Annotated in this window: 17 protein-coding genes and 1 pseudogene; 4 read left to right on the top strand and 14 right to left on the bottom strand. The window is 39.2% G+C overall.

Annotated elements, in window-relative coordinates:
* The first annotated feature begins 54 nt into the window (after positions 1 to 54).
* Positions 55 to 1362, top strand: a complete 1308-nt coding sequence (locus VIM94_RS07545; protein WP_332038682.1) for an NAD(P)/FAD-dependent oxidoreductase — start codon at positions 55 to 57, stop codon at positions 1360 to 1362.
* Between the two features lie 558 nt (positions 1363 to 1920).
* Here the strand turns inward: VIM94_RS07545 and VIM94_RS07540 are convergent.
* The 5 genes and pseudogenes from VIM94_RS07540 to VIM94_RS07520 form a co-directional block, all read right to left on the bottom strand.
* Positions 1921 to 2520: a superoxide dismutase family protein gene (locus VIM94_RS07540; RefSeq protein ID WP_332038681.1), complete on the bottom strand. Its 600-nt coding sequence runs from the start codon at positions 2518 to 2520 to the stop codon at positions 1921 to 1923.
* 126 nt (positions 2521 to 2646) lie between these two features.
* Positions 2647 to 3858 (bottom strand): bifunctional alpha/beta hydrolase/OsmC family protein, encoded by a 1212-nt coding sequence (locus tag VIM94_RS07535; RefSeq protein ID WP_332038680.1) that lies wholly within the window; start codon positions 3856 to 3858, stop codon positions 2647 to 2649.
* A 103-nt stretch (positions 3859 to 3961) separates the two neighbouring features.
* Positions 3962 to 4123 carry a family 16 glycoside hydrolase gene (locus VIM94_RS07530; RefSeq protein WP_332038679.1) on the bottom strand — a complete coding sequence of 54 codons (162 nt, stop codon included), beginning with the start codon at positions 4121 to 4123 and terminating at the stop codon, positions 3962 to 3964.
* A 29-nt stretch (positions 4124 to 4152) separates the two neighbouring features.
* Positions 4153 to 4309 (bottom strand): annotated as a pseudogene (locus VIM94_RS07525) (sugar phosphate isomerase/epimerase); the annotation flags it as partial.
* 56 nt (positions 4310 to 4365) lie between these two features.
* Entirely contained in the window at positions 4366 to 5250 is an 885-nt protein-coding gene (locus tag VIM94_RS07520; protein WP_332038678.1) for a diacylglycerol/lipid kinase family protein, read from the bottom strand.
* A 66-nt stretch (positions 5251 to 5316) separates the two neighbouring features.
* Between VIM94_RS07520 and VIM94_RS07515 the strand changes: the two genes are divergently transcribed.
* Together VIM94_RS07515 and VIM94_RS07510 are read left to right on the top strand one after the other, a co-directional pair.
* Entirely contained in the window at positions 5317 to 6282 is a 966-nt protein-coding gene (locus VIM94_RS07515; RefSeq protein WP_332038677.1) for an App1 family protein, read from the top strand.
* A 35-nt stretch (positions 6283 to 6317) separates the two neighbouring features.
* Entirely contained in the window at positions 6318 to 8447 is a 2130-nt protein-coding gene (locus VIM94_RS07510; protein ID WP_332038676.1) for a Tex family protein, read from the top strand.
* 67 nt (positions 8448 to 8514) lie between these two features.
* On the opposite strand, the gene VIM94_RS07505 is transcribed toward VIM94_RS07510, so the two are convergent.
* The 5 genes from VIM94_RS07505 to VIM94_RS07485 all read right to left on the bottom strand — a co-directional run bounded on the left by VIM94_RS07505 (position 8515) and on the right by VIM94_RS07485 (position 13669).
* Positions 8515 to 9159: a PRC-barrel domain-containing protein gene (locus tag VIM94_RS07505; RefSeq protein ID WP_332038675.1), complete on the bottom strand. Its 645-nt coding sequence runs from the start codon at positions 9157 to 9159 to the stop codon at positions 8515 to 8517.
* Between the two features lie 26 nt (positions 9160 to 9185).
* A complete protein-coding gene (locus VIM94_RS07500; RefSeq protein WP_332038674.1) occupies positions 9186 to 9398 on the bottom strand; it encodes a hypothetical protein in 213 nt (70 codons plus the stop codon).
* A 153-nt stretch (positions 9399 to 9551) separates the two neighbouring features.
* Positions 9552 to 10907 (bottom strand): M28 family metallopeptidase, encoded by a 1356-nt coding sequence (locus VIM94_RS07495; protein ID WP_332038673.1) that lies wholly within the window; start codon positions 10905 to 10907, stop codon positions 9552 to 9554.
* A gap of 123 nt (positions 10908 to 11030) precedes the next feature.
* Positions 11031 to 11318, bottom strand: a complete 288-nt coding sequence (locus tag VIM94_RS07490) for a YtxH domain-containing protein (RefSeq protein WP_332038672.1) — start codon at positions 11316 to 11318, stop codon at positions 11031 to 11033.
* A 137-nt stretch (positions 11319 to 11455) separates the two neighbouring features.
* Positions 11456 to 13669 carry a bifunctional alpha,alpha-trehalose-phosphate synthase (UDP-forming)/trehalose-phosphatase gene (locus VIM94_RS07485; RefSeq protein WP_332038671.1) on the bottom strand — a complete coding sequence of 738 codons (2214 nt, stop codon included), beginning with the start codon at positions 13667 to 13669 and terminating at the stop codon, positions 11456 to 11458.
* Between the two features lie 96 nt (positions 13670 to 13765).
* On the opposite strand from VIM94_RS07485, the gene VIM94_RS07480 reads away from it, so the two are divergent.
* Positions 13766 to 15565, top strand: a complete 1800-nt coding sequence (locus VIM94_RS07480) for a glycoside hydrolase family 15 protein (protein WP_332038670.1) — start codon at positions 13766 to 13768, stop codon at positions 15563 to 15565.
* A 59-nt stretch (positions 15566 to 15624) separates the two neighbouring features.
* Here the strand turns inward: VIM94_RS07480 and VIM94_RS07475 are convergent, their stop codons facing one another.
* The 4 genes from VIM94_RS07475 to VIM94_RS07460 form a co-directional block, all read right to left on the bottom strand.
* Positions 15625 to 17406: a mechanosensitive ion channel family protein gene (locus VIM94_RS07475; RefSeq protein ID WP_332038669.1), complete on the bottom strand. Its 1782-nt coding sequence runs from the start codon at positions 17404 to 17406 to the stop codon at positions 15625 to 15627.
* 112 nt (positions 17407 to 17518) lie between these two features.
* The gene (locus tag VIM94_RS07470; RefSeq protein ID WP_332038668.1) at positions 17519 to 19330 is read right to left on the bottom strand and encodes an acyl-CoA dehydrogenase family protein; all 1812 of its coding nucleotides are present in this window, start codon (positions 19328 to 19330) and stop codon (positions 17519 to 17521) included.
* Between the two features lie 123 nt (positions 19331 to 19453).
* Positions 19454 to 20647, bottom strand: coding sequence for an acetyl-CoA C-acyltransferase (locus tag VIM94_RS07465; protein ID WP_332038667.1), 1194 nt, complete (start codon positions 20645 to 20647; stop codon positions 19454 to 19456).
* Positions 20648 to 20748: 101 nt separating this feature from the next.
* Entirely contained in the window at positions 20749 to 23154 is a 2406-nt protein-coding gene (locus tag VIM94_RS07460) for a 3-hydroxyacyl-CoA dehydrogenase/enoyl-CoA hydratase family protein (protein ID WP_332038666.1), read from the bottom strand.
* Positions 23155 to 23195: the final 41 nt, after the last annotated feature.

The raw sequence follows: 23195 nt of genomic DNA, 5'->3' as shown, positions 1-23195 counted from the left end.
TATATTTTTCAATTAAACTAATAGAAAAAGTAAATTTGGTTAAAACCAGTATCTATGAATATACCGAGAACTGAGTCGCCCCGAGTGGTTATTGTTGGTGGAGGTTTTGCCGGAATGTCATTGGCAAGAATTTTACTTAAGGAAGATCTGCAAGTTGTAATTTTAGACCGGCACAATTATCACACCTTCCAACCATTATTATATCAGGTTTCTACTTCGGGGTTGGAACCAGATTCTATAGCCTATCCTCTTAGAAAAATCACCCGTAATAGTAAAAAGGCAATTTTCCGATTGGCCGAGGTGAATAGTATCAATGCTGAAGCAAATAGCATTTCTACCAGTATTGGAGATTTGGCCTATGATTATCTGGTGATCGCAACCGGTTCTAAAACCAATTTCTTTGGAAATAAGAGTATTGAAGAGCACGGGATGTGGATGAAGACTGTTCCGCAGGCCTTGAATATTCGTAGTTTAATTCTCGAGAATCTTGAACAGGCAGTTATTACCGATGATCCTGAAAAGAGAAAAGCTCTTCTGAATTTCGTGCTGGTAGGAGCAGGGCCAACCGGAGTAGAATTGAGTGGCGCAATTGCCGAATTACGTAACCATATTGTGCCAAAAGATTATCCGGATATAGATCCTACAGAAATGCATATTCATCTCCTTGAAGGCCTGGACAGGGTTTTGCCCCCAATGAGTGAAAATGCATCAAAGAAAGCCCATCGGTTTTTAAAAGAATTGGGAGTACATATTCATTTAAATACGATGGTAGAAAGTTATGACGGTCACCTGGTTACCACCAATACCGACCTTCAATTAAAAACAGAAACCTTTATTTGGTCAGCCGGAGTAACGGGTGCTCCCGTACAGGGTTTAAATGCTTCGGCGTTGGTAGAAAAAGCTAATAGGTATGAAGTAAACGTCTTTAATCAGGTAAATGGTTATGAAAATGTTTTTGCTATTGGAGATATTGCCTTAATGCAAACCAAAGAGTATCCTAAAGGGCATCCCATGGTAGCACAACCTGCAATTCAACAGGGTAAACATCTGGCCAAGAATTTAAAAAGACTTATAAAAGGAGCGCAGCTCGAAGCATTTGAATATCGGGATAAAGGAACAATGGCTACCATAGGTCGTAATAGGGCAGTAGTAGATATGGGAAAAATGAAATTTTCGGGTTTTACTGCCTGGTTTGTATGGATGTTTGTACACCTCTGGTTTTTAATCGGTTTCAGAAACCGCCTGGTAACTTTTTTTAACTGGGTTTACAATTACATAAATTTTGATAAAGCGGCCAGGTTGATCATAAGACCTTTCAAAGGGTATGAACGAAATATGAAAATTGATAAAGAGGAAATTTAATCAAAAAAGCCGGTCTAAATCAGACCGGCTTTTTTTGATTAGATACATTTTCTTTAACGCGTTTTTCTAATTTCCTTATTGTAATCTTCAGCAAGGGAAGATATTTGGTTGTCTGTGAAGGCTTTACGTGTCATTTGAAAAACCTTGTGCTTCTCTTCATCCAAATGATGAATAACAATAGGTCCAAGCTCTTTTGCTAATTTTAGCCAGTTTCAATCATCCATCTTTGTGTCTTCCAGCTTTTCGATCAGTTCATCCCTATCGTGATGCTCGGCAACGCTGTGCCGAGCTTTTTCCTGGGGAAGGTACTTTCTTCATAAGAGGCACATAGAAATGCCTTTCTTCGACATCAGCATGTATTTTGAGTTCATGTTTCAGTTGCTCAAAAATATTTTTCTTTCCTCAGTATCCCCGTGTTTATTTTTATGAGTTTATCTACTAATTCCCTTTGGATTTCGTGTTCCTGCCAAAGAGCTTCAAAAATATTCATAGTATTTAAGTTTTATATTGAAAAAAAGCGGCAAAAGCCGCTTTAAATTTTATAGTTGTTGGAAAAGGCTATTCCTGTTCTTCTATAACTCCGCATCCCACTCTCGTACCGGCTTTTCCTGAAGGCTGAGAGGTAAAATCATCAACGCCATCGTGCACGATAATCGCTTTACCTAGAATGTCTTTTTCTTCATTACCACAGCCAATACACCATTCATCTGTAGACATAGTTACAGTCCCGTTACCATTAGCATCGGTTGTGAAGTTCCCGATATCACCTTTGTGGTATCCTTCAGCGTCACCCCATTTTCCATGTCTTTCGTCGGTAGGGTTCCAGTGACCTCCGGCCGAAGAGCCATCTTCTTTAGAACAGTCTCCTTTTTCGTGAATGTGGATAGCATGTTCTCCTTCGGGAAGCCCCGTTATAAGAGCTGTCATGGTAACTTCCCCGTTTTCTTGAGTAAAGACAACTTCACCCCCAAGTTCACTATTGTTACTTGGACTCATTGTTGCAGTTGCTTTTCTCATTTCATTTTCCTCTTCCATGTCTTCCATTGTAGAATTCATTTCAGAGTCGGTTGTAGTCTTGTCTTCTTCTTTTTTATCGTTTTTACATCCGATAATTGCTATTGAAGCAAAAATTACTAATGATAAACTAATACGTTTCATAATCTATTGATTGGTTTTCAGATTTAACAGTCCTAAATTAGCCTTATTCCAATTGTTCACCAAAGATTTAAGGAGAGCTTAACATTGGTCAGGGTAGAGCTATGGCGGTCTTATCTATCTCTGAGGTCAATTTTTTAGAGATGTAGGGATATGATTTTCGCTGGTTAAACTTTTATGAACGGGGCATTTATCTGCTATTTCCAATAACCTTTTTTTCTGTTTCTCATCAATATCACCTTTTATTTGGATTACCCTTTTAAAAGTATCTATTTTAGAGGTTTTATCTTCACAATTATCGCAATCTCTGGCGTGCTCCCGCGAATAAGTAACGTGGGTTTCCACATTTTCCAGCGGCCATTTCTTTCTTCTTGCATACATATGGAGAGTCATCGAGGTACAGGCAGCCAATCCGGCCGATATTAACTGATAGGGGGTAGGACCATAATCATTGCCACCGGCTTTTACGGGTTCATCGGCAATAAAATGATGCCTCCCGGCTTTCATTTGAGTAGTATAACCAGTGCTGCCCAGGTTGGCCACTACATCACTTTTTGATTCAGGAAGGATTTTTTCCTCAATTTTTAGATATTTTTGGGCCCAGGTCGCGATTGTATTTCCGGCGTAAACTGCATCTTCTTCAACTTCCATTAGGTGACTTGCGCCATCAAGGGAAATAAAGCTTTTGGGATGCTTTGCAGCCACATATAGTTCTTCGGCATTTTTTATGCCTACAATTCGGTCTTGCGGTGAATGCAGGATGAGGAGAGCTCTTTTTAGATCGCTTAAATAGGTACTGAGATCGTGTTCCCGAATATCATCTAAAAACTGCTTTTTTACTTTAAATGAGCGTCCGCCAATATTAACATTGGCAATTCCGGTTTTTTCGATTTCTTCAATATTACTCCTAAGCAAACCTTCTACGTGTTGTATGGTTGAAGGTGCAGCAACGGTAGCTACTGCTTTTACAGAAGGTATTAGTTTTGCAGCATACAAAACTGCTGCGCCACCCAGGGAATGTCCTACGAGCAAACCAGGCGCCCGATGTTCTTCTTTTAAGAATTTAGAAGCAGCAACCAGATCCTGAATGTTACCTGAAAAGTTGGTCTCTGAAAAATCCCCCTCGCTTTCTCCCAATCCGGTAAAATCAAATCTTAAAACTCCATAACCCGCAGAGGCGAGGGACCGGCTAATATTTTTAGCCGCGAAAAAATTTTTATTACAGGTAAAACAATGTGCAAATAATACAAAGCTATGTGGATCCTGATTGTGGGGTAACTCCAGGTATCCCATTAATTCTTCGCCATTCTTATTATTAAAATTTACCTTTTTGGTTTTCATAAATTAGATTTTACTTTAAATTTAGGAATTTGGTTTTAACTGAAAACAAAAAACTACAACCGGCCTGAACTGATTGTAGTTTTTTAACTAAGAATTATGGATTTTAGTCCAGTTCCTTAATCTTAATATTACGAAACCAAACCTTGTACCCGTGATCCTGTAATGCGATATGACCCTTATGGGTTTCCCCGAAACCCTCCCTATCTTTAAACTTCGAGTTGTTTACCATTTGGCCCCATTCTTTGCTGTGTAATGCAAATTCCATGATCAGGCTTCAGTTCAGCTCCACAGGGATTAATCGATTCCTAAAATTCGTTTTAATTTATCTTCATAGATTGCAGTCCCTGCAAAATCATCAAATTTCTTTTGGGTAGCTTCTATGATATGCTTTTTTTATGAAATGTGCTCCTTCTCGCGCTCCCTGTTCCGGAGACTTAATGCAACACTCCCATTAACAGATCCTGAGATTGCGACTAACTCAAGCTTGAAATAATAACGAATTAGGTGCTAATTAATAGGAACAGCAATTTTTAATTTTTTAGGAATAATAGTTACTTCGATTTCTTCCTTTTCTCCAATGTATTCCCCATCAATTTGAAAAGCAACCGGGCTGTAACATCTTACCTTCGCGTGTGTAGCCTGAATGATCTCGGCAAATTCGGGATCCAGGTTATCTTCATTTCTCAGAGTCTTAAAAATTTCGAGAATATCAAACTCCTTGAAAACAATTATTTCAAAAATACCATCATCGGGCTTTCCGTGAGGGTTAATATTGGCCCCGGTGCCGTATTTTTGGAAGTTAGCGAAAGCGAGTAAAATTCCTTTTTTCTTAAAACTGGCTTTTTCGGTATTTATTTCAAATTCGAATGGGTATTTACTTCGAATTAGTGTAGGGATAGAATGTAATAAATATCCAAATTTGCCATGTATGTTGGATTGATGGTAATTCTTAATTAATTCGGCATTTACTCCAAAATCACTCATATGCAAACAATATTCACCGTTTATACCGAGAACATCTATTTTTTTAAAGTTTTCGCCAAGTGCAATTTCGATTTGACGGAATAGGGGTAAAATAGTAAGGCCTAAATTAAAAGCCAGGCCGTTGGCTGAACCTGCCGGAATTATCCCAAGTGCAATATCAAGTTTGGCCAGAATTTCTGCCGCCATCTTTATAGTCCCATCTCCACCGGCAATTATTACCCGGGAGGGCCGTAACCTGGCTATAAGTGAATTAATTTTAGCAGCATCCTCCTTTCCACAGGTTTTATATAATTCACATTCAGAACCTGTTTTTGCAATGTTTTTTTTAACTTCAGTTATAAGTTGATCTTTATTAAGATTTCCGGCAACTGGATTAACTATAAATAAGATCTGCTTATTTTCTTCCATACCACTGATTAATAAATTTAAAATTAATTAATTTGGACGAAACCAAATTTTTTAAAGTCTAAAATTTTGAAACTTGATCTCAAACTCTATCGCGGTTATGTTAATGAGCAGGAGCTCGTGGTCTTCGGGCACTTATTTAAATCTCTGGCCCCCGATCGTTATCGTATGGATCGCAGGGGATTAAGACATGCAGTTTCTGTATTTCAAATGTTCCGTATAAAGCCGCTTAAAAATATCCAGATCAGGCTAAAATTTAAAAATAAAGAAGTAGTCACCAAAACCCTGGATGATGGATATTTCAGGTTTAACCTGCCATTTAATGAAAGGCTTGATAGTGGCTGGCATACCTATGAAGTTAGTGCCGAATTTAATGGGTATGGAATAGTGGAAAGCGGGGAGATTTTAAAACCGTATGAAAGTAAACTGGCTATTATAACCGATATTGATGACACTTTCCTAATTTCTCATTCCAATAACTTTTTTAAAAAGCTTTATGTTCTGTTGCTTAGAAATATCAATAAGCGAAAAATATTTGATGATGTTGTTGAACACTACCAGTATTTAAGTCTCGCAGGACAGGATGAAGCACAAGCTTCCAACTCGTTTTTCTACGTTTCCAGTAGCGAATGGAATTTATACGGATTTATCCATGAATTTGCGGTTATGCACCAATTGCCGAAAGCGGTAATTAAATTGAAAAAAATAAAAACCGGGATTTCAGATTTTTTATTAACCGGTCGCGGTTCTCACGATCATAAATTTGAAAAGATCAAGGATATAATCTCGTTTTATCCTAATTTGAAATATGTGTTGCTGGGAGACGATTCCCAAAAAGATCCGGCGATCTATGAAAGAATCTGTAAGATATTCCCAGAGAATATTAAAGCGGTTTATATACGCCAGACAACTAACAAGAAGAAGAAAAAAATTATAGAACTCCTGAAGAATTTGGAAAGTTTACATGTTTCTACCTGTTATTTTAAAGATAGTGAACGGGCGATAAATCATTCCAAAGCTTTAGGCATCAATTAATTTTTATATTTGCCTTCACTTAAAACTTTCCGTATTTGCAATTACAAGAATTTTTAAAAGCCCGGTTAAGTCTGCCGGAGAAAAGTATAGCTAATACTATAACTTTATTAAAAGAAGAGGCGAGTATTCCATTTATAGCCCGTTATCGCAAAGAGGCTACCGGAAATCTTGATGAGGAGTCCGTAGAACAAATCGCAAACCTCTTTAAAAGCTTCCAGGATTTAGACGCAAAAAAGAATAGTATACTCAAATCTATAGAAAAACAAGGAGTACTAAGCTTAGAACTGAAGGAAAAAATTGATAATGCCGGCACTATTTCTGAAGTCGAAGACCTGTACCTGCCTTTTAAAAAGAAAAGAAAGACCAGGGCCGATATTGCCCGGGAAAGAGGTCTTGAAGCATTGGCAAAGAAGTTGATGGCGCAAAACCTTAGTTATTCCAACGGCCTTGCCGCTAAATTTATATCAGAAGATTTTAAGAATGAAGAGGAAGTCTTTTCCGGAGCAAGAGATATAATTGCTGAATGGATTAATGAAAATACTTTTCTCCGTCGCAGGCTCCGACAATTGTATTCCCGGAATGCCAGAATAATTGTAAAACCGATTAAGAAGGAAATAGAAAATTTAGAAAATAGTAAATATTCCGATTTTGTTAATCTTGATGAGTCGCTTAACCGAATTCCTTCGCACCGATTTCTCGCGGTATATCGTGCCGAAAAGCAGGGACTGTTTAAGCTGAAGGCAGAAGTGAATAACGACCAGGCTCTTCAATTAATCCAAAAGAGTGTTCTCAAAGAGAAGGCTTCCATTTTCTCGGTTCAGCATATCAAACTTGCGGTCGGGGAAGCTTATAAGAGACTTTTAAAACCTTCATTTTCTACCGAATTTCTGAAGCTTGCAAAAGAAAAAGCAGACCGTACTGCTATTGAGGTTTTTGCTTCTAATCTGGAGCAATTACTAATGACCCCGCCGCTTGGAGCCAAACGGGTTTTGGGCATTGATCCCGGGTTCAAATCAGGGTGTAAAGTTGTTTGCCTGGACAGACAAGGGAATTTGTTGTATAATGAGAACATTTATCCGCATCCTCCCCAAAAACAAATTAGTCAGGCTTCTGCTAAGATAAGGACTTTGGTAAATGCTTATAAGATTGAAGCCATAGCCATAGGTAATGGGACCGCTGCCAGGGAAACCGAATTGTTTGTTAAGAAAGCCGGTCTAAGTCGCGAAGTTTCTGTTTTTATGGTAAATGAAGCTGGTGCTTCGGTTTATTCCGCTTCAAAGCTTGCGAGAGAAGAATTTCCAGGATATGATATTACGGTGAGAGGTGCAGTTTCTATTGGAAGACGACTCATGGATCCTTTAGCTGAACTTGTAAAAATAGAGCCACGTTCTATTGGTGTGGGACAATATCAACACGAGGTGGAGGAGAAAATGCTCAAGGAAAAACTGGATACGGTGGTGATGAGTTGCGTAAATAAAGTTGGGGTCAATGTAAATACAGCCAGCAAGGAATTACTTTCTTATGTATCCGGAATAGGGCCGTCTCTGGCCAGGAATATTATTGAACATAGAAATAAAACCGGTGCATTTAAAAGCCGGAAAGAATTACTAGAAGTACAGAGGCTCGGTGAAAAAGCCTATGAACAATCTGCTGGATTTATAAGAATAAAAAATGCTGAGAACCCACTTGATGATTCTGCAGTCCATCCTGAGAGCTATTTTATTGTTGAGAAGATGGCCAGGGACCATCACTTAAAACCAAAAGAACTTATAGGTAACCAGAAAATTATTCAGAAAATAAACCTGGAACACTATATCACCAAAAATATTGGTTTGCTTACCTTAAATGATATTCTCTCTGAACTGGAAAAACCGGGTAGAGACCCCAGGAAGGGACTAAGCAAATTTGAATTTGATGCATCTGTTAAAACTATAGAGGACCTTTCCGCAGGTATGAAACTCCCTGGGATTGTTAATAATATAACCAATTTTGGATGTTTCGTGGATATTGGGATTAAGGAAAGTGGCCTTATTCATATTTCTAAACTGGCCAATAATTTTGTTAGTGATGTAAATACTGTCGTAAAATTAAACCAGCAGATTGAAGTTACTATTCTTGAGGTGGATAAGGATAAAAAGCGTATTCAGCTATCGCTTATAGACTAAAAAAATTCTGAAAAGAGAAAACTATACGGGCTTCCACTTTTCAGAATTTATTATCAATTAGCAGCAATCAATTATCTTTTCGGTAGTTAGCTCCATCAAATTCTTCCCGATCATAGAATATGTCACCTGGTCGTCTTTTACTTATTTCCCGGTCATAATTTTCATCTTCCACAATGTGCTCATCATCCCACCGGTTCGATACAGAATTATCTGCATATTCTTCTTCTTTCCTATGTTTTACATGTGAATCTTCAAGAGGTTCCTTGTCCCGATTATAGGAACTTAAAACTGCTTTTTCGTAATCCCGACTTAAATGTGCCCCTTTTTCTATACGTTTGGTCTCAGCAAAGGTTTGATGATTGATACGGGTTGTATAAACAAACTTTTCGTCTTCCATAAGTTCAACTAATCCAACAGGAATGATCAAATGGTTTTGTCCATCTTTATTCACAAATTCCTTTATTTCTGGATCTGCCGGGGTGCCATAGGGATCATGCCTGGCATCTATAATCGTTTGATCTACATCTACATCCAGATATACCACGCGGTCAAGATTTCTGTTTATTAATAAGTTATCTACTTTTCCGATAACACGCTTGTCTGCATCTCTCACTGCCCAGCCCCGGATATCAGGATAACCACCGGCTACTTTATAATCCTTTAATTCGCTGAGGTAATATAAATGTTTTTCTTTATGCTTTTTCTTGCTCATAATTCTGTTTTTTATGGATTAAGAAATCAAGCTTTCCGCTTCGGAAAACCTATTTCCTTATCCTGACTATTGTACATAGTGGTGTTGTCATTAAGTTCTTCTATATCATCTGTATTATCTGTGTCTTCAATAAAAATGTCAGTATAAAGGAAGACATAGGCGAGAATCCCCAGGATGACTATTATCAGAATGACCCATGGCCATACCGGTCGTTTCTTTTCAATTTTAATTTCTGCCATTTTACAGAGGTTTATGGTTAGTTAGCTTAAATTTAAGGAAATGACGGCCTATACCTTACTAAGATTTGCCCAAAGAATTGTTAATTAGCTATTAACAGCACAAAAAAAAGGATGCCTGTAAAGACATCCTTTAATTCTTAATTTTGGTCTATATTATCTAAACGTGCCGGAAGGAAAAACAACCACGCTTTCGTGACCATTCTTTCCTACTGTAGCAACTCCAAAATAGAAATTGTCAATAACAATACCTTCCAGAGTAAACTCATTTACATCCCCCACAAATCTCGAGTGCTGCCATTGAGGAGCTGTGGTATCTCTCCAGTAAATTTTGTAACCGGCAATATCACCATCGACTTTTTCCCATCGCAATTTTGTAGAAGGAGCTACAATACCTCCAATTTCGACATTGTTTGGAGCAGGAGGTGCCCAGGCAAGAGAAGCCATATTGATTGCATTTACTGCAGTAAGTTTTTTTGCATAATCAAAATTAACGCCTTCTACCACGTCGCCATAATCAATGCCATTTTCTGTTCTTAAGTCCTGATGTTGACGGTTATAGTTTTCATGGGCTTCCATAATTCGTATTCCCGCGAAGCCAAGATCGTTAAAAGGTCTGTGATGTCCGCCTCGACCAAAGCGGTCCAGGCGATAGATCATCATAGGATTCATCTCCGGCATATAAGTCTGGGTTGTTTTATGAACATACCGGGCTAATTGCCTGGAAATTCCATCAACTTCACCACCATAATACCTACGCATATTTCTTTCCCTTTCAGTTTCTGTTTGAGGCACGGGTTCAGAAAAAATTCTAAAACTGCGGTTATCTATCACGCCATCAACACCTTCAATATTTCCAATCATATCGTTATTTAAAACTCCTATAATCTCCCAGTTATTATCTTTAGCATACTGAGCGAGGCCCTGCCCGCCAAATAATCCCTGCTCTTCTCCTGAGAGTCCTACATAAACAATGCTGCTTTCAAAATCGTAATTCGAGAGAACTCTCGCCGCCTCAATTGTTCCGGCCATTCCGCTGGCATTATCGTTCGCACCAGGGGCGTCGCCTTCAAAATCACTTCCATCAGAATTTCGCGAATCTATATCCCCGCTCATAATAATATAGCGATTTGGATATTTTGAACCTTTCTGAATGGCAACCACATTTACTACCCAGGCATCGTGAGGCACACGATCGCCATCCTCGGTAGTAACAAAATCTTTCTGATAAAAAACATCAAGACAATTATCGCATTGGGAAGAAATATTATCAAATTCAGATTTCACCCACCTTCTGGCCGCACCAATGCCACGGGTTTCTGAAACGGTATCACTGAAGGTGTTCCTGGTTCCGAAACCGGCCAGAGTCCTGATATCGCTTTCTATACGTTCAGCCGATACCTCTTCGATAATCTGGTAAATACGTTCATCGGTTTGCTGGGCCGAGATGTTTTGTATTGTAATAAAAAGAGTTAAAAGGGACGCAATGCCCAGAGTTGTTTTGGAAATCATAGGATATAAAAATTTAGATCCCTAAAGTACAGAAAGTTTAGACTATTTTAAAAAATTAAAGTTTAAAACATAAAAAAAGCCCCGGATAACCGGAGCTTATTATATTTTGTTCAAAAAACCTAATTAGCTGGCTTTCATCTCGTGGATTTCAGCCTTAGCTTCATTAACTTTTTTTTCGCTCTTCGAGCTGGTAAGGCCTGCTTTGGTTTTGGATTTTAAGGCGTCTACCTTATGGCTTAGAGAATCGGAAAATTCATTGAAATTCTTTCTTGCTCCTTCCAGATAATCGTCTCCGGTTTTAGTAATTGCTTTACGTGTTTCAACACCTTTTTTAGGGGCGAAAAGCAATCCTATAGCAGCACCAGCAGCTGCACCTGACAATAATCCTAATAACATTTTTCCTGATTTCATGGGTCTTAATTTTTATTTTTGATTTATAATTTCTCGAAAGATAAAATTACTTCAAATTAAAGCTCTAGCCATATTTTGCGAGTTAAGCTTGATATAAACTTTTTTGGCAAATGTCAAGGATTTTAACACTTGCTGGATTAAGTATGTTCAGCAAATAATTTGAGGATATCTCTTACTCTTTTGGTGTCTTCCACATAATATTGTGCACTGGTATTTTTAATTCCGACTTTTACGGTATAGGCATCTTCCGGGAGTTCTCTAAATAGATATTCATCGGTCCAGTCATCCCCAATAGCAAATATGAAATCATAGTCCTGACCAATCAGTTTTTTGTTGGCAGCTTTGCCTTTATTTACATCACTACTTTTAATTTCGAGAACTTTATTTCCTTCAAGTACGCTAAGTCCATGATTGGAGATGAGCTCTTTTAAAACACTTGAAAGCTCGTTGGCTCTCATTTCTCCCAGTTCCGGATCGGCTTTGCGGTAGTGCCAGGCAAGAGAATAATTCTTGTCTTCAATAAATGTTCCCGGCGTGCGGTCTACAAAGTTTTCAATTACCGGCCGTACTGCTTCCATCCAGTCGTTCTTTACATTTTCAGAAAGTTCCCACTCGCTGTTTTGTTTCCTCATCCAAATTCCATGTTCAGAGATGAGTTCTACCGAGTTTTTTAACCACCAGTTTCCAAGAGTGTGTTTGTCCCGGCCGCTTATGAGGACAACATTGGTTTTGTGGCCTTTGTTCAATTTTGAAATTAACTCAAGCAACTCCTCATCTGGTTTGGCATCTTCTGGTTTATCAGTGAAATCTACCAGGGTGCCGTCATAATCCAGGAAGAGAATACGACGTTTTGCCTTTTTATAGGTATCTAGTATTTCAGAAGATACTTTGGTAGAGATTCTTATGGATTGGGAGGCATCTCTGTTTTCTTTGGTGTCTTTTAAAGCTTTCATAAAATCATTTGCCCACTTTTCTACACTGTATCGCTTCAGTCTTTTCTGGAGCATTTTATTACGTTGTATCTGTTCTTCTTTCGGCATTTTTAAAGCTAGTTGTAATGCTTCAGATATTTGTTCGAAATTGTTTGGGTTGATTAAAATTGCTTCATTCATTTCATGGGATGCGCCGGCCATTTCACTTAAAATAAGTACTCCAGTATGGTCGGTTCGGGTTGCAACAAATTCTTTGGCCACCAGGTTCATTCCATCCCTAATTGGTGTAAGTAAGGCCACATCGCACGAGGTATAAAGGTCTATGAGATTTTCAAATGGCATAGATCGATAAAAATACCAGATAGGAGTCCAGTTAACAGTAGAGAATTTCCCGTTGATACGGCCTACAAGTTCATCTATTTCCCGTTTTAATCGCTGATATTGGGGAACATTGGAGCGGGAGGGAACCGCCAGCATTACTAATCTTACTTTTTCAACATATTCAGGATTTCTATCCAGAAAATATTCAAAGGCTCTTATCCTGTTAGCGATACCTTTGGTGTAATCGAGCCTGTCGATACTCAGGATAAGTTTAGCATCAGGGGTGGTTTTAAGGTGTTGATCCAACCTGTTTTGAAGATCTGATTTATCTTCAGAAGTATTCTCGAAATGGTCTAGGGCTGCTTGTTCAAATTTTTCGTAATCTATACCCATTGGGAAAGAATCTACCTTAACAATTCTATCGGGAAGAGTTACTTCATTAAAATCTACCTGTAGCCTCAATATCCTGCTTACAGAACTTAAAAAGTGACGTTCATAGTCATAGGTGTGAAAACCAATAAGGTCTGCGCCAAGCATGCCTTCGAGAACCTTTTCTCTCCAGGGGAGAGTTCTGAACACTTCATAGGAAGGAAATGGGATATGATTAAAAAAACCAATAATTGCTTCAGGTGCTTTTTCTCTAATCATATTCGGTACCAGTAAGAGTTGATAATCATGAACCCATATTTGGTCACCTTCCTGGTAATGTCTCAATACTTCATCGGCATATTTTTGATTAACCTGTTTATAAATTTCCCAGAAGCTTTGTTCTGCTTCCGAATATTCCATAAAATAATGAAAAAGCGGCCAGATGGTCCTGTTACTAAATCCATAATAAAAGCCTTCTATTTCTTCAGCAGTGAGGTTTACAGAAACACAAGCTTCCTCGCGGGCTTTTTTCTTAACATCCTGGGTAAGGCTTTCAGGGATTTCTTCCTCTGTAAGCCCCGTCCAGCCAATCCAGATACTATCGCCATCACGATGGAAAGATTTCAGGCCTGTGGCCAGTCCTCCTACGCTTGGGGTTACTTCAAGATTGTTATTTTCAATGCTTATTTGTAAGGGTAATCGGTTGGAAATGATAATGGTTTTACTCATAATTATATGTGAATGCTGTTGCTGCCGAAATGATTTTTATTAAATTTCCGAAAATCATAGCACACAACCATCCTTTTAAAAGAACTTTAAGACTATATGGATAATTTAGATTATGGAATAATAGGAAATTGTAAAAGTGCAGCGCTGGTTTCTAAAACGGGATCCCTGGATTGGTGCTGCCTGCCAAATTTTGACTCTGCCGGTGTATTCGCAAAACTCCTGGATGAAGAAAGGGGAGGAAGTTTTGAAATTCTAATTTCTGAAGACTATAATACGGAGCAGAATTACCTTTGGGACACCAATATTATTAGTACGATATTCGATAATGGCACCGATGCATTTCAGCTCATAGATTTTATGCCTCGCTATCCAAGGGAAGATGGCTCTTTTTATACTCCACCTGATATTATTAGGTTCTTTCGCCATTTAAAGGGAAAACCTCAATTCAGAATAAAATATGATCCTAAACTGGACTTTGCCAGGGAAAAGACCTATACTGAGAATAAGGGAGCATATTTAAAGAGTTTTACCAAAGAAGGTAAATATGATTCTCTTTTTTTCTATTCCACTTTCGAATTGAATGATATTGTGGAGCAAAACACGCTAAGCTTAACCGAAAATGCCTATTGCTTGGTTGGTTATCACGAAAAGCTGATTACCCAAAACCTGGACCGGGCCTATCTTAAATTTCAGCGTACCAAAACTTACTGGATGAACTGGAGCGCTAAAACCACAAGGTATACACACTATTCTGATGAAATTATGCGTAGTGCTTTGGTTTTGAAGGCTCTCACTTATAAAAAATCTGGGGCGGTTCTGGCTGCCGCTACCACTTCACTTCCCGAGACAATTGGAGAGGAACGAAACTGGGATTATCGTTTTTGCTGGATACGGGATTCCTCAATGGTGATAAAAGTAATGGCAGGGTTAGGTCACATGGAGTCGGCGCAGGAATTTCTACAGTTTATTATTGATATTATTCCCAATAAGGATGAAAAGATCCAGATAATGTATGGCATTAATGGCGAGAAAGAACTCACCGAACATATTCTGGACCATTTAAAAGGTTATAAGAACTCTCAGCCGGTACGGACAGGGAATGCGGCCTATATCCAGAAACAAAACGATATCTACGGAATTTTAATGGAGGTGATCTACCAGCAATTTCTTCAGTTTGAAACCTCCATGGAAAATTCAGAAGAACTCTGGACTATAGTACGCGGTATTGTGAACATTGTGGAAGAGCACTGGCAACAACCCGATAAGGGAATTTGGGAATTGCGTACCGAAGATCGGCATTTTGTATTCTCAAAATTGCTTTGCTGGGTAGCAGTAGACCGGGCAATAAAAATTGGAGATGTTCTGCGAATGGGTGTTAACGATACTAAGTGGAAAAGCCTTAGAGAAGATATTTATACCGATATTTATAACAATGGTTGGAATGAAGAAATCCAGGCTTATACGCAATCCTATGGCTCTAAAGATCTGGATGCTTCTACCTTACTGATGGAATCCTATGGATTCATTGAAGCAAAAGATCCACGCTTTATAAAAACGGTGGAAGCTACCGAAAGAGAACTCTGCAAAGATGGCTTAATGTATCGCTATAAAAATAAAGATGATTTTGGAGAACCTTCGTCTTCCTTTACTATTTGTACCTTTTGGTTAATAGACAGCTTGTTTAAAATAGGACAGCGAAAAAAGTCGAAAGAATTATTTGATCAGTTGCTAAGCTATAGTAATCATTTGGGGCTTTTTAGCGAGGATATAGATTTTAAAACCAAAAGATTGCTCGGTAATTTTCCTCAGGCATATTCTCATTTGGCGCTAATTGAGACAGCCGCAAATTTTAGCAGAGGAATTAGTGCTGAAGAATCATGGTTAAGCGAATTTTAAGCTTCTGAGTTTAGAGGAAACCCATTAGATAAACCTGGGCTAAACTATTAGTTCCAGGTTTAATTTTTTGAATCTGGTTTATCGGTATCGGTATTAAACTTAGGGTCTTTTAGTTCAATACGAGAACGGGTAAAATAAATACCTTCTTCTAATTCATTGATATAAGCCACCATTTGTTCCCTGAGCTTACAATGTAAATCCCAGGCAACAACTGCGTTTTTTGCACTACAAACAGCCCTGATTTGTAAAGATTTCTCGGTCATTCTTAGTACCTGAAGCAAAGGTGGGTGTTCCTGATCCCAATCTTCAGAATTTTCAAGAAGCTCTTTAAATTTCTTTCTCAGCTTTTCGACATCTACTCTGTAATCTACAAAAAGTTCAATTTCATTTAATTGGTGCGGACTGGTAATAGAAAGGTTTTCAAAGGTTTCAGAGATTACTGTTTTTAATGGAACGATAAGTCTTTTAAGATCCCAGGTTCGTACCACCATATAGGTAAACCTAATATCCTCAACATATCCCCAGCGATCTTCTATTATTACGGTATCCCCAATTCTTGCGGGCTTTGTGATCGCTATCTGTATTCCCGCGATAATATTTCCAAGGGTGCTTTGGGCCGCAATCCCCAGAATGATCGTAGCAAGGCCTGCAGAAGCTAACATAGAAACCCCAAGCTTCTCCATAGATCTGAATTGAGATAGAATTATAGAGGTACCTATAATCACTACAGTAAAAGTTAAAATTCTTCTGGCTACCGAGAAATAGGTAAAAAGCTGTCTGGCTTCATGGCTGTCTTCAGAAGTTACATCTCCTATTTTGTTTTCGGCTACATATCGCATAAAGAAGTCAATAATGCGCATAAAGAACCAGGTTCCTGAAGCAATTACAACCGCCAGTAAGATAGCATAAATGGTACTGGAAAACATTCCTGAATAGGAGATGAGGTTGTTTAAGGTTATATAGAAGAATAAGACTCCTGCTGCCATTGCCGCAGGTACTCCCAGCCTTTTCGATAGATCCAGGATTAACGGTTTATCAAAGGATTTGGCAATTTTTCTAATTAAAAGAATAACCAGACGCCCAAGTAAATATGAAATGAGGATTAATAAAATAGTAAGCACAGGTTTCCATAGAGGGACTCTGCCTATTTTAGCCTGGGACCATCTTGGCATATTCCTGTCTAAAAATGTGGGGCCAAAAATCTGGTAAAGTTCTTCAGTATTCTCTACTGTGTTAGACGATATTAACCAAATCGCACCGTAATTCTTATACTTAACTCTTTGCAGCCTAAATATAATATCACGGTTATCAATTTGGAGTTCACCAAAAACAATACTTCTTCGTGGCTGCCCGGCAACCGCCTGATTGGTGGTTGTTCTTAAATCTATTTGCCCATCTGGCCTGTCTGGTAACGCATCCCAATTTATGTCTACCCGTTGATCAAGTACATAATAAAGCTTTTGAGCCAAATCTTCAGCCTCCTTAATGTTAATGGTATTTGGCATTAAATTGAGGTTCAAAGCATGGGCAGCATCATTAAAATTTTGATTGCGACAGCTAATTACAAAATGCTCCAGAGTGGCCTGTGGAGTTTGTAAATTGAATTTATTGGGCGGGAACCCCAGGGGATTATTCAGCCGGGTTAAAGCAAAATAGGCCTCGTTGTATTCTTCAAGACTATTGGGTATGTAATTGGATGATTCGGTTTCATCTATTTTCTCTTCTGTAGGAAGTTCGATCTCTGCAGCAGTAGAATCCTGCTGCTGAAAGGCATAAACAGAAGTTTCCTGAATTAAAAAACTAAAAAGAAAAATGCATATTAATCTTAGACTGTTGCTCATACGATATTTTTGAAAATCCCCGAAACCATAATCAGCATAAACTTTAAAAATAAGCAATAAAAAAAAGACCGTCTAAATTTGACGGCCTTTTTAAAACAGATTTAATTGAAATTTAGAACATATACTTATTTTCTGAAGTCAGTTTTTCTGCGATGCTATTTCTAAGCTCCACAATATTGGGCATATTTTCATATTTGGTGAAGCGTTTAAGGCCCATAAGCATCATACGCTGTTCATCTCCTTCTGCGAAAGAGGCAATACCTTCTTTGGCTTTCTGGCTAACCGTATCTACGGCATGGTATAGATAAAGTTTGGCCATTTGGATTTGTTCTTTTTGTTGATCTTCTCCAAAGCGTTTTGCATTTTTCTCTGCTCTTAGTATTCCCGATTCGGCCATATAAGTTTCGATTAGAATATCGGAAGCTGCTAATAGCAATTGTTGATGCTCTTCGAGTTCCTGTCCAAATTTCTGAACAGCACTTCCGGCAACCATAAGGAATACTTTTTTCATTTTCTTGATCATTTCCTTTTCCTCTGCAAACAATTCTGAATAATCGGGTTTGTCCATAGAAGGGATGCCGGTGAGTTCATCACCTACAGCCTGGGCAGGTCCAAGCAGGTCTACGTGGCCTTTCATCGCTTTTTTAATCAGCATTCCCACGGCCAACATGCGGTTGATCTCATTGGTACCTTCGTAGATCCTTGCGATTCTGGCATCTCTCCACGCAGATTCCATCGGTGTATCGGCAGAGAAGCCCATACCCCCGAAGATTTGTATACCTTCATCGCTGCAATTCTGAATATCTTCTGAACAAGCCACCTTAAGGATAGAACATTCTATAGCGTACTCTTCAAAAGTTTTTAATTCGGCATCGGCATGAGATTCGCCGTTTTCCATGCGTATGCCTATCCTGTCTTCAATCATCTTTGCGGCCCTGTAGCTCGCAGCCTCCCCAACCCAGGTAGAAGTGGCCATCTCAGCCAATTTAGATTTTATCGCACCAAATTTCGCAATAGGAGTTTTAAACTGAACTCGGTCATTTGCATACTTAACAGCCACATCAGTAACACGGCGCTGTGCATCTAAAGTTGCACTGGCAAGTTTAATTCGACCAACATTCAAGGCGTTCATCGCAATTTTAAAGCCGTTTCCTCTTTCAGAAAGCATGTTTTCCACAGGTACCAAAGTATCATTGAAAAATACCTGCCTGGTAGAGGAGGAGTGGATTCCAAGCTTCTTTTCTTCTTCTCCAAAGGTGATGCCGTTGGGATTCTCCTTGTCGTATTCTACTATGAAACCTGTGATGTATTTATCATCCTCAATTCGAGCAAAAACTATAAAGATATCTGCAAAGCCCGCATTGGAGATCCACATTTTTTGACCGTTTATCTTGTAATGCTTTCCGTCTTCGGTAAGCTCAGCTTTTGTTTTTCCCGAATTAGCGTCACTACCTGCATCTGGTTCAGTTAAACAATAGGCACCAAACCATTCTCCGGTAGATAACTTCGGAACATATTTTTTTCGTTGTTCTTCTGTTCCATACAGCAGGATGGGCAAGGTACCAATCCCGGTGTGTGCTCCAAAAGCTGTAGCAATAGAACCGGTAGCCCCTGAAATATAATCACAAACCAACATGGTTGATACGAAGCCCATTCCAAGTCCGTCATATTCTTCAGGGATCGCTACGCCAAGAAAGCCAAGTTCTCCGGCTTTTTGCATTACTTCTTCGGTAAGCGCATAATTTTTCTTTTCGAACTCTTCTTTCTTCGGCCAGATCTCACGATCTACAAATTCTTTCACCGAATCACGCATCATTTTTTGTTCCTCGGTAAAATCTTCCGGGGTAAATATGTCTTCCGCTTTGGTCTCCTTAACCAGAAATTGCCCACCGCGCAAAAGTTCTTTTTTATTTTCTGTTTCCATTGTTGTATTGTTATTTTATTTATTGTTCTTGAATTTTAAACCAGGTGCCATGCAATCATTTTAATGTTAACCAGATTTTCAATTCACATTCTTTAATTTTTATTCTGAAATATTTTCTTGAAACTAATTAAAAAACTCATAAACTCCTGCTGCCCCTTGTCCGGTACCAACGCACATTGTAACCATAGCGTATTTATCTTTTAAATCGCGTTTACGCATTTCATCGAAGATCTGCACCGAAAGTTTTGCTCCGGTACAACCCAATGGATGGCCCATGGAAATTGCACCTCCATTTGGGTTGACCTTGTCAGGATCTAATCCTAATTCCCTGATTACCGCCAGGGATTGTGATGCAAAAGCTTCATTTAGTTCGATGAGTTGCATATCATCTTGCTTTAATCCGGCTTGTTTTAAGGCTTTTGGGATAGCTTCTACCGGCCCAATTCCCATAATTCTTGGGGGAACCCCAACAGGAGTATAACTTACCAGCCGGGCTATTGGTTCCAGGTTGAATTCCTTTACCATTTCTTCACTCATAACCATCACAAAAGCAGCTCCATCGCTCATTTGTGAAGAGTTACCCGCGGTTACGCTACCGCCTTCGGCAAAAACCGGTCTAAGTTTTCCTAAAACTTCCTTGGATGTATCGGCTCTCGGACCTTCATCCTTAGTAACTGTATAAGATTTAGTTTGTTTTTTTCCGTCTTTTCCTACAAAGGTTTCATCAACATTAATAGGTACTATTTGATCCTGGAATCGGTTTTCTCCTTGAGCTTTCAGAGCTTTTTGGTGTGAATTAAAAGCGAATTCATCCTGATCTTCCCGGGAAACCTTGTATTTGTTAGCTACTGCTTCTGCAGTAAGGCCCATTCCCCAGTAATAATCTTCATTCCCTTCTTTGGCAACTTTGTAATTAGGGACTGGTTTGTAGCCTCCCATTGGAATGTAGCTCATACTTTCGGCACCACCGGCAATAATGCAGTCGGCCATGCCGCTTTGGATTTTGGCAGAGGCTATCGCGATTGTTTCCAGACCTGAAGCACAATACCGGTTTACCGTCATCCCCGGTACTTTATCGGTATCGAGACTCATTAATGAGATCAGACGGCCTACGTTTAAACCTTGTTCGGCTTCAGGCATTGCATTTCCAACAATTACATCATCGATTCGGGTTTTGTCGAAATCTGGCAATTGTTTCATCATATATTCAATAGTCTCAGCTGCCAGATCATCAGGCCGCTTAAATCTGAACACTCCGCGGGGAGCTTTCCCCACGGCTGTTCTGTATGCTTTTACTATGTATGCTGTTTTACTCATTTTATTTTGTATTTTGTATAATGGATATTGAAATTCCTGGTTATAATGTAGGTTGTAAATTGAAAGTCATTTTTTTTCAACCTACATTATACTCTATACGATTAATTTCTTAGCGGCTTCCCTTTTTTCAACATATGCTGAAGTCTTTCCAGAGTTTTGCGCTCTCCGGTCAATGAAAGGAACGCTTCCCTTTCCAGGTCAAGTAGATACTGTTCACTTACCATTTGCGGTTCAGAAAGGTCTCCACCGGCCATCACATAGGCCAGTTTGTTGGCGATCTTCTTATCGTGGTCGCTAATGTAATTACCAGCATTCATCTGGTCGGTACCTACTAAGAAAGCTCCTAAAGCCTGTTTCCCCAGAACTTTTATATCTGTACGGTGAATGGGTTTGGTGTAACCGTTTTCAGCCATTAACAGGGCGTGTTTTTTAGCGATTGCCAATTGCCTGTCGGGATTCACCACTACTATATCTTTTCCTTTTTGAAGGATATTAAGGTCGTAAGCTTCATGAGCCGATGTAGAAACCTTTGCCATTCCAATGGTTAAGAAGTGTTCTCTTAATCGGTTTAATTCAACATCGTCTTTTTCAAAAGTATCAGCAGCACGAACGGTCATTTCCTTTGAACCACCGCCTCCGGGAATTACCCCAACACCAAATTCAACTAAACCAATGTAGGTTTCGGCAGCTGCCACAACTTTATCGGCGTGAAGAGAAAGCTCGCATCCACCACCAAGGGTCATTGCGTGAGGTGCAGCAACGGTTGGAATAGAGGAGTAGCGCATCCGCATCATCGTATCCTGGAAATATTTAATCGCCATATTCAACTCTTCATATTCCTGTTCCACGGCCATCATGAAGATCATTCCAATATTAGCCCCAACAGAGAAATTTTTTCCATTGTTGGCAACTACCAAGCCCTGGTAATCTTTTTCAGCAATATCTATGGCTTTATTGATTCCGTCCAGCACATCACCTCCAATTGCGTTCATTTTACTTCGGAATTCTACATTCAGGATACCATCGCCAAGATCTTCAACCACCACTCCGCTGTTTTTGAATACCTCTTTGGATTCCCTGATGTTGTCCAGAATGATAAAAGAATCCTGCCCTGGTATTTTTACATGTTCCTTTTTTGGAATATCGTAGAAATAGGTATTGCCTTCCTTAACGGTATAGAATGATTCCTTGCCGTTTTCAAGCATTTCATTTACCCAGGCGGCAGGTTTTTTGCCTTCAGCTTCAATAAGTTCGATTCCTTTTTTTACGCCAACGGCATCCCAGATCTGGAAGGGACCGTGTTCCCAGCCGAAACCGGCCTTCATCGCGTCATCAATTTTATAAAGTTCGTCGGTTATCTCCGGAATTCGATGGGAAACATAGGCGAAAAGTGCCCCGAAGCTTTTTCGGTAAAATTCCCCGGCCTTATCTTTCCCGTTGATTAAAACCTCAAAACGATCCTCTACATTGTCTATGCTTTTGGTTTCTTCCAGAGTAGCAAAAGAAGCCTTCTTCTGGTCGCGATATTCTAAAGAGTCCAGGTCCAATGATTTTATGGTGCTGGAACCATCTTCATTTTTTATTTTTTTGTAAAAGCCTTGTCCGCTTTTACTGCCGAACCATTCGTTGTCCACCATTGTTTGGATAAAATCCGGAAGAGCAAAAAGTTCATGTTCTTCATCGTCTGGTACTCCTTTGTGAAGTCCGTTGGCTACGTGTACCAGCGTATCCAGTCCTACCACGTCAACTGTTCTAAAGGTGGCAGATTTTTGGCGACCAATTACGGGACCAGTAAGTTTATCGATTTCCTCAATGCTCATTCCCATATCTTTCACCATATGAAAAAGGCTCATAATACTGAAAATCCCAACCCGGTTTCCAATAAATGCCGGGGTGTCTTTGGCTACCACCGATTTCTTTCCGAGGAATTTTTCTCCATATTCATTAAGGAAGTCAAGCACCTCTTCTGAAGTATCTGGTCCAGGAATAATTTCAAATAATCTCAGATAACGGGGTGGGTTAAAGAAATGTGTTCCGCAAAAATGCTTTTTAAAATCATCGCTACGGCCTTCATTCATCTGTTGAATTGGAATTCCTGATGTATTTGAGGTAATAAGAGTTCCAGGTTTGCGGTGTTTTTCCAGGTCATCAAAAACCTTCTTTTTAATGTCCAGACGTTCCACTACCACTTCTATGATCCAATCTGCTTCTGAAACTTTAGATAAATCATCTTCCAGGTTTCCTGTTTGGATACGCTTAGCAAATTTTTTGTGATAGATCGGAGAAGGTTTAGATTTTAGAGCACTTTGCAAAGACTCGTTAACAATTCGGTTTCTAACTTCCTTATCCTCGAGAGTGAGACCTTTTTTCTTTTCTTTATCATTCAGTTCCCGGGGTACGATATCCAGCAGGAGCACTTCTACGCCAATATTGGCAAAGTGACAGGCAATACCGCTCCCCATAATTCCGGAGCCTATTACGGCCACTTTATTGATTCTTCTTTTCATGTTGTTAGTCAAATTTTACTATAAGGTTTTCGTTTCTTTTT

Origin of the sequence: Salegentibacter sp. (assembly GCF_036568425.1) — a bacterium.
Taxonomy (GTDB): domain Bacteria; phylum Bacteroidota; class Bacteroidia; order Flavobacteriales; family Flavobacteriaceae; genus Salegentibacter.
Note: the sequence above shows the minus strand (reverse complement) of the source record. Positions and strands in the feature narration are given on the sequence as shown.

Bases quoted from the DNA above. Each gene is read 5' to 3' on its own strand.
- VIM94_RS07505 (WP_332038675.1), bottom strand. From the start codon at position 9,159: ATGAGCAAGAAAAAGCATAAAGAAAAACATTTATATTACCTCAGCGAA.
- VIM94_RS07545 (WP_332038682.1), top strand. From the start codon at position 55: ATGAATATACCGAGAACTGAGTCGCCCCGAGTGGTTATTGTTGGTGGA.
- VIM94_RS07470 (WP_332038668.1), bottom strand. From the start codon at position 19,330: ATGGAAACAGAAAATAAAAAAGAACTTTTGCGCGGTGGGCAATTTCTG.
- VIM94_RS07495 (WP_332038673.1), bottom strand. From the start codon at position 10,907: ATGATTTCCAAAACAACTCTGGGCATTGCGTCCCTTTTAACTCTTTTT.
- VIM94_RS07500 (WP_332038674.1), bottom strand. From the start codon at position 9,398: ATGGCAGAAATTAAAATTGAAAAGAAACGACCGGTATGGCCATGGGTC.
- VIM94_RS07490 (WP_332038672.1), bottom strand. From the start codon at position 11,318: ATGAAATCAGGAAAAATGTTATTAGGATTATTGTCAGGTGCAGCTGCT.
- VIM94_RS07475 (WP_332038669.1), bottom strand. From the start codon at position 17,406: ATGAGCAACAGTCTAAGATTAATATGCATTTTTCTTTTTAGTTTTTTA.
- VIM94_RS07460 (WP_332038666.1), bottom strand. From the start codon at position 23,154: ATGAAAAGAAGAATCAATAAAGTGGCCGTAATAGGCTCCGGAATTATG.
- VIM94_RS07535 (WP_332038680.1), bottom strand. From the start codon at position 3,858: ATGAAAACCAAAAAGGTAAATTTTAATAATAAGAATGGCGAAGAATTA.
- VIM94_RS07485 (WP_332038671.1), bottom strand. From the start codon at position 13,669: ATGAGTAAAACCATTATCATTTCCAACCGATTACCCTTACAAATAAGC.
- VIM94_RS07540 (WP_332038681.1), bottom strand. From the start codon at position 2,520: ATGAAACGTATTAGTTTATCATTAGTAATTTTTGCTTCAATAGCAATT.
- VIM94_RS07465 (WP_332038667.1), bottom strand. From the start codon at position 20,647: ATGAGTAAAACAGCATACATAGTAAAAGCATACAGAACAGCCGTGGGG.
- VIM94_RS07520 (WP_332038678.1), bottom strand. From the start codon at position 5,250: ATGGAAGAAAATAAGCAGATCTTATTTATAGTTAATCCAGTTGCCGGA.
- VIM94_RS07480 (WP_332038670.1), top strand. From the start codon at position 13,766: ATGGATAATTTAGATTATGGAATAATAGGAAATTGTAAAAGTGCAGCG.
- VIM94_RS07530 (WP_332038679.1), bottom strand. From the start codon at position 4,123: ATGGAATTTGCATTACACAGCAAAGAATGGGGCCAAATGGTAAACAAC.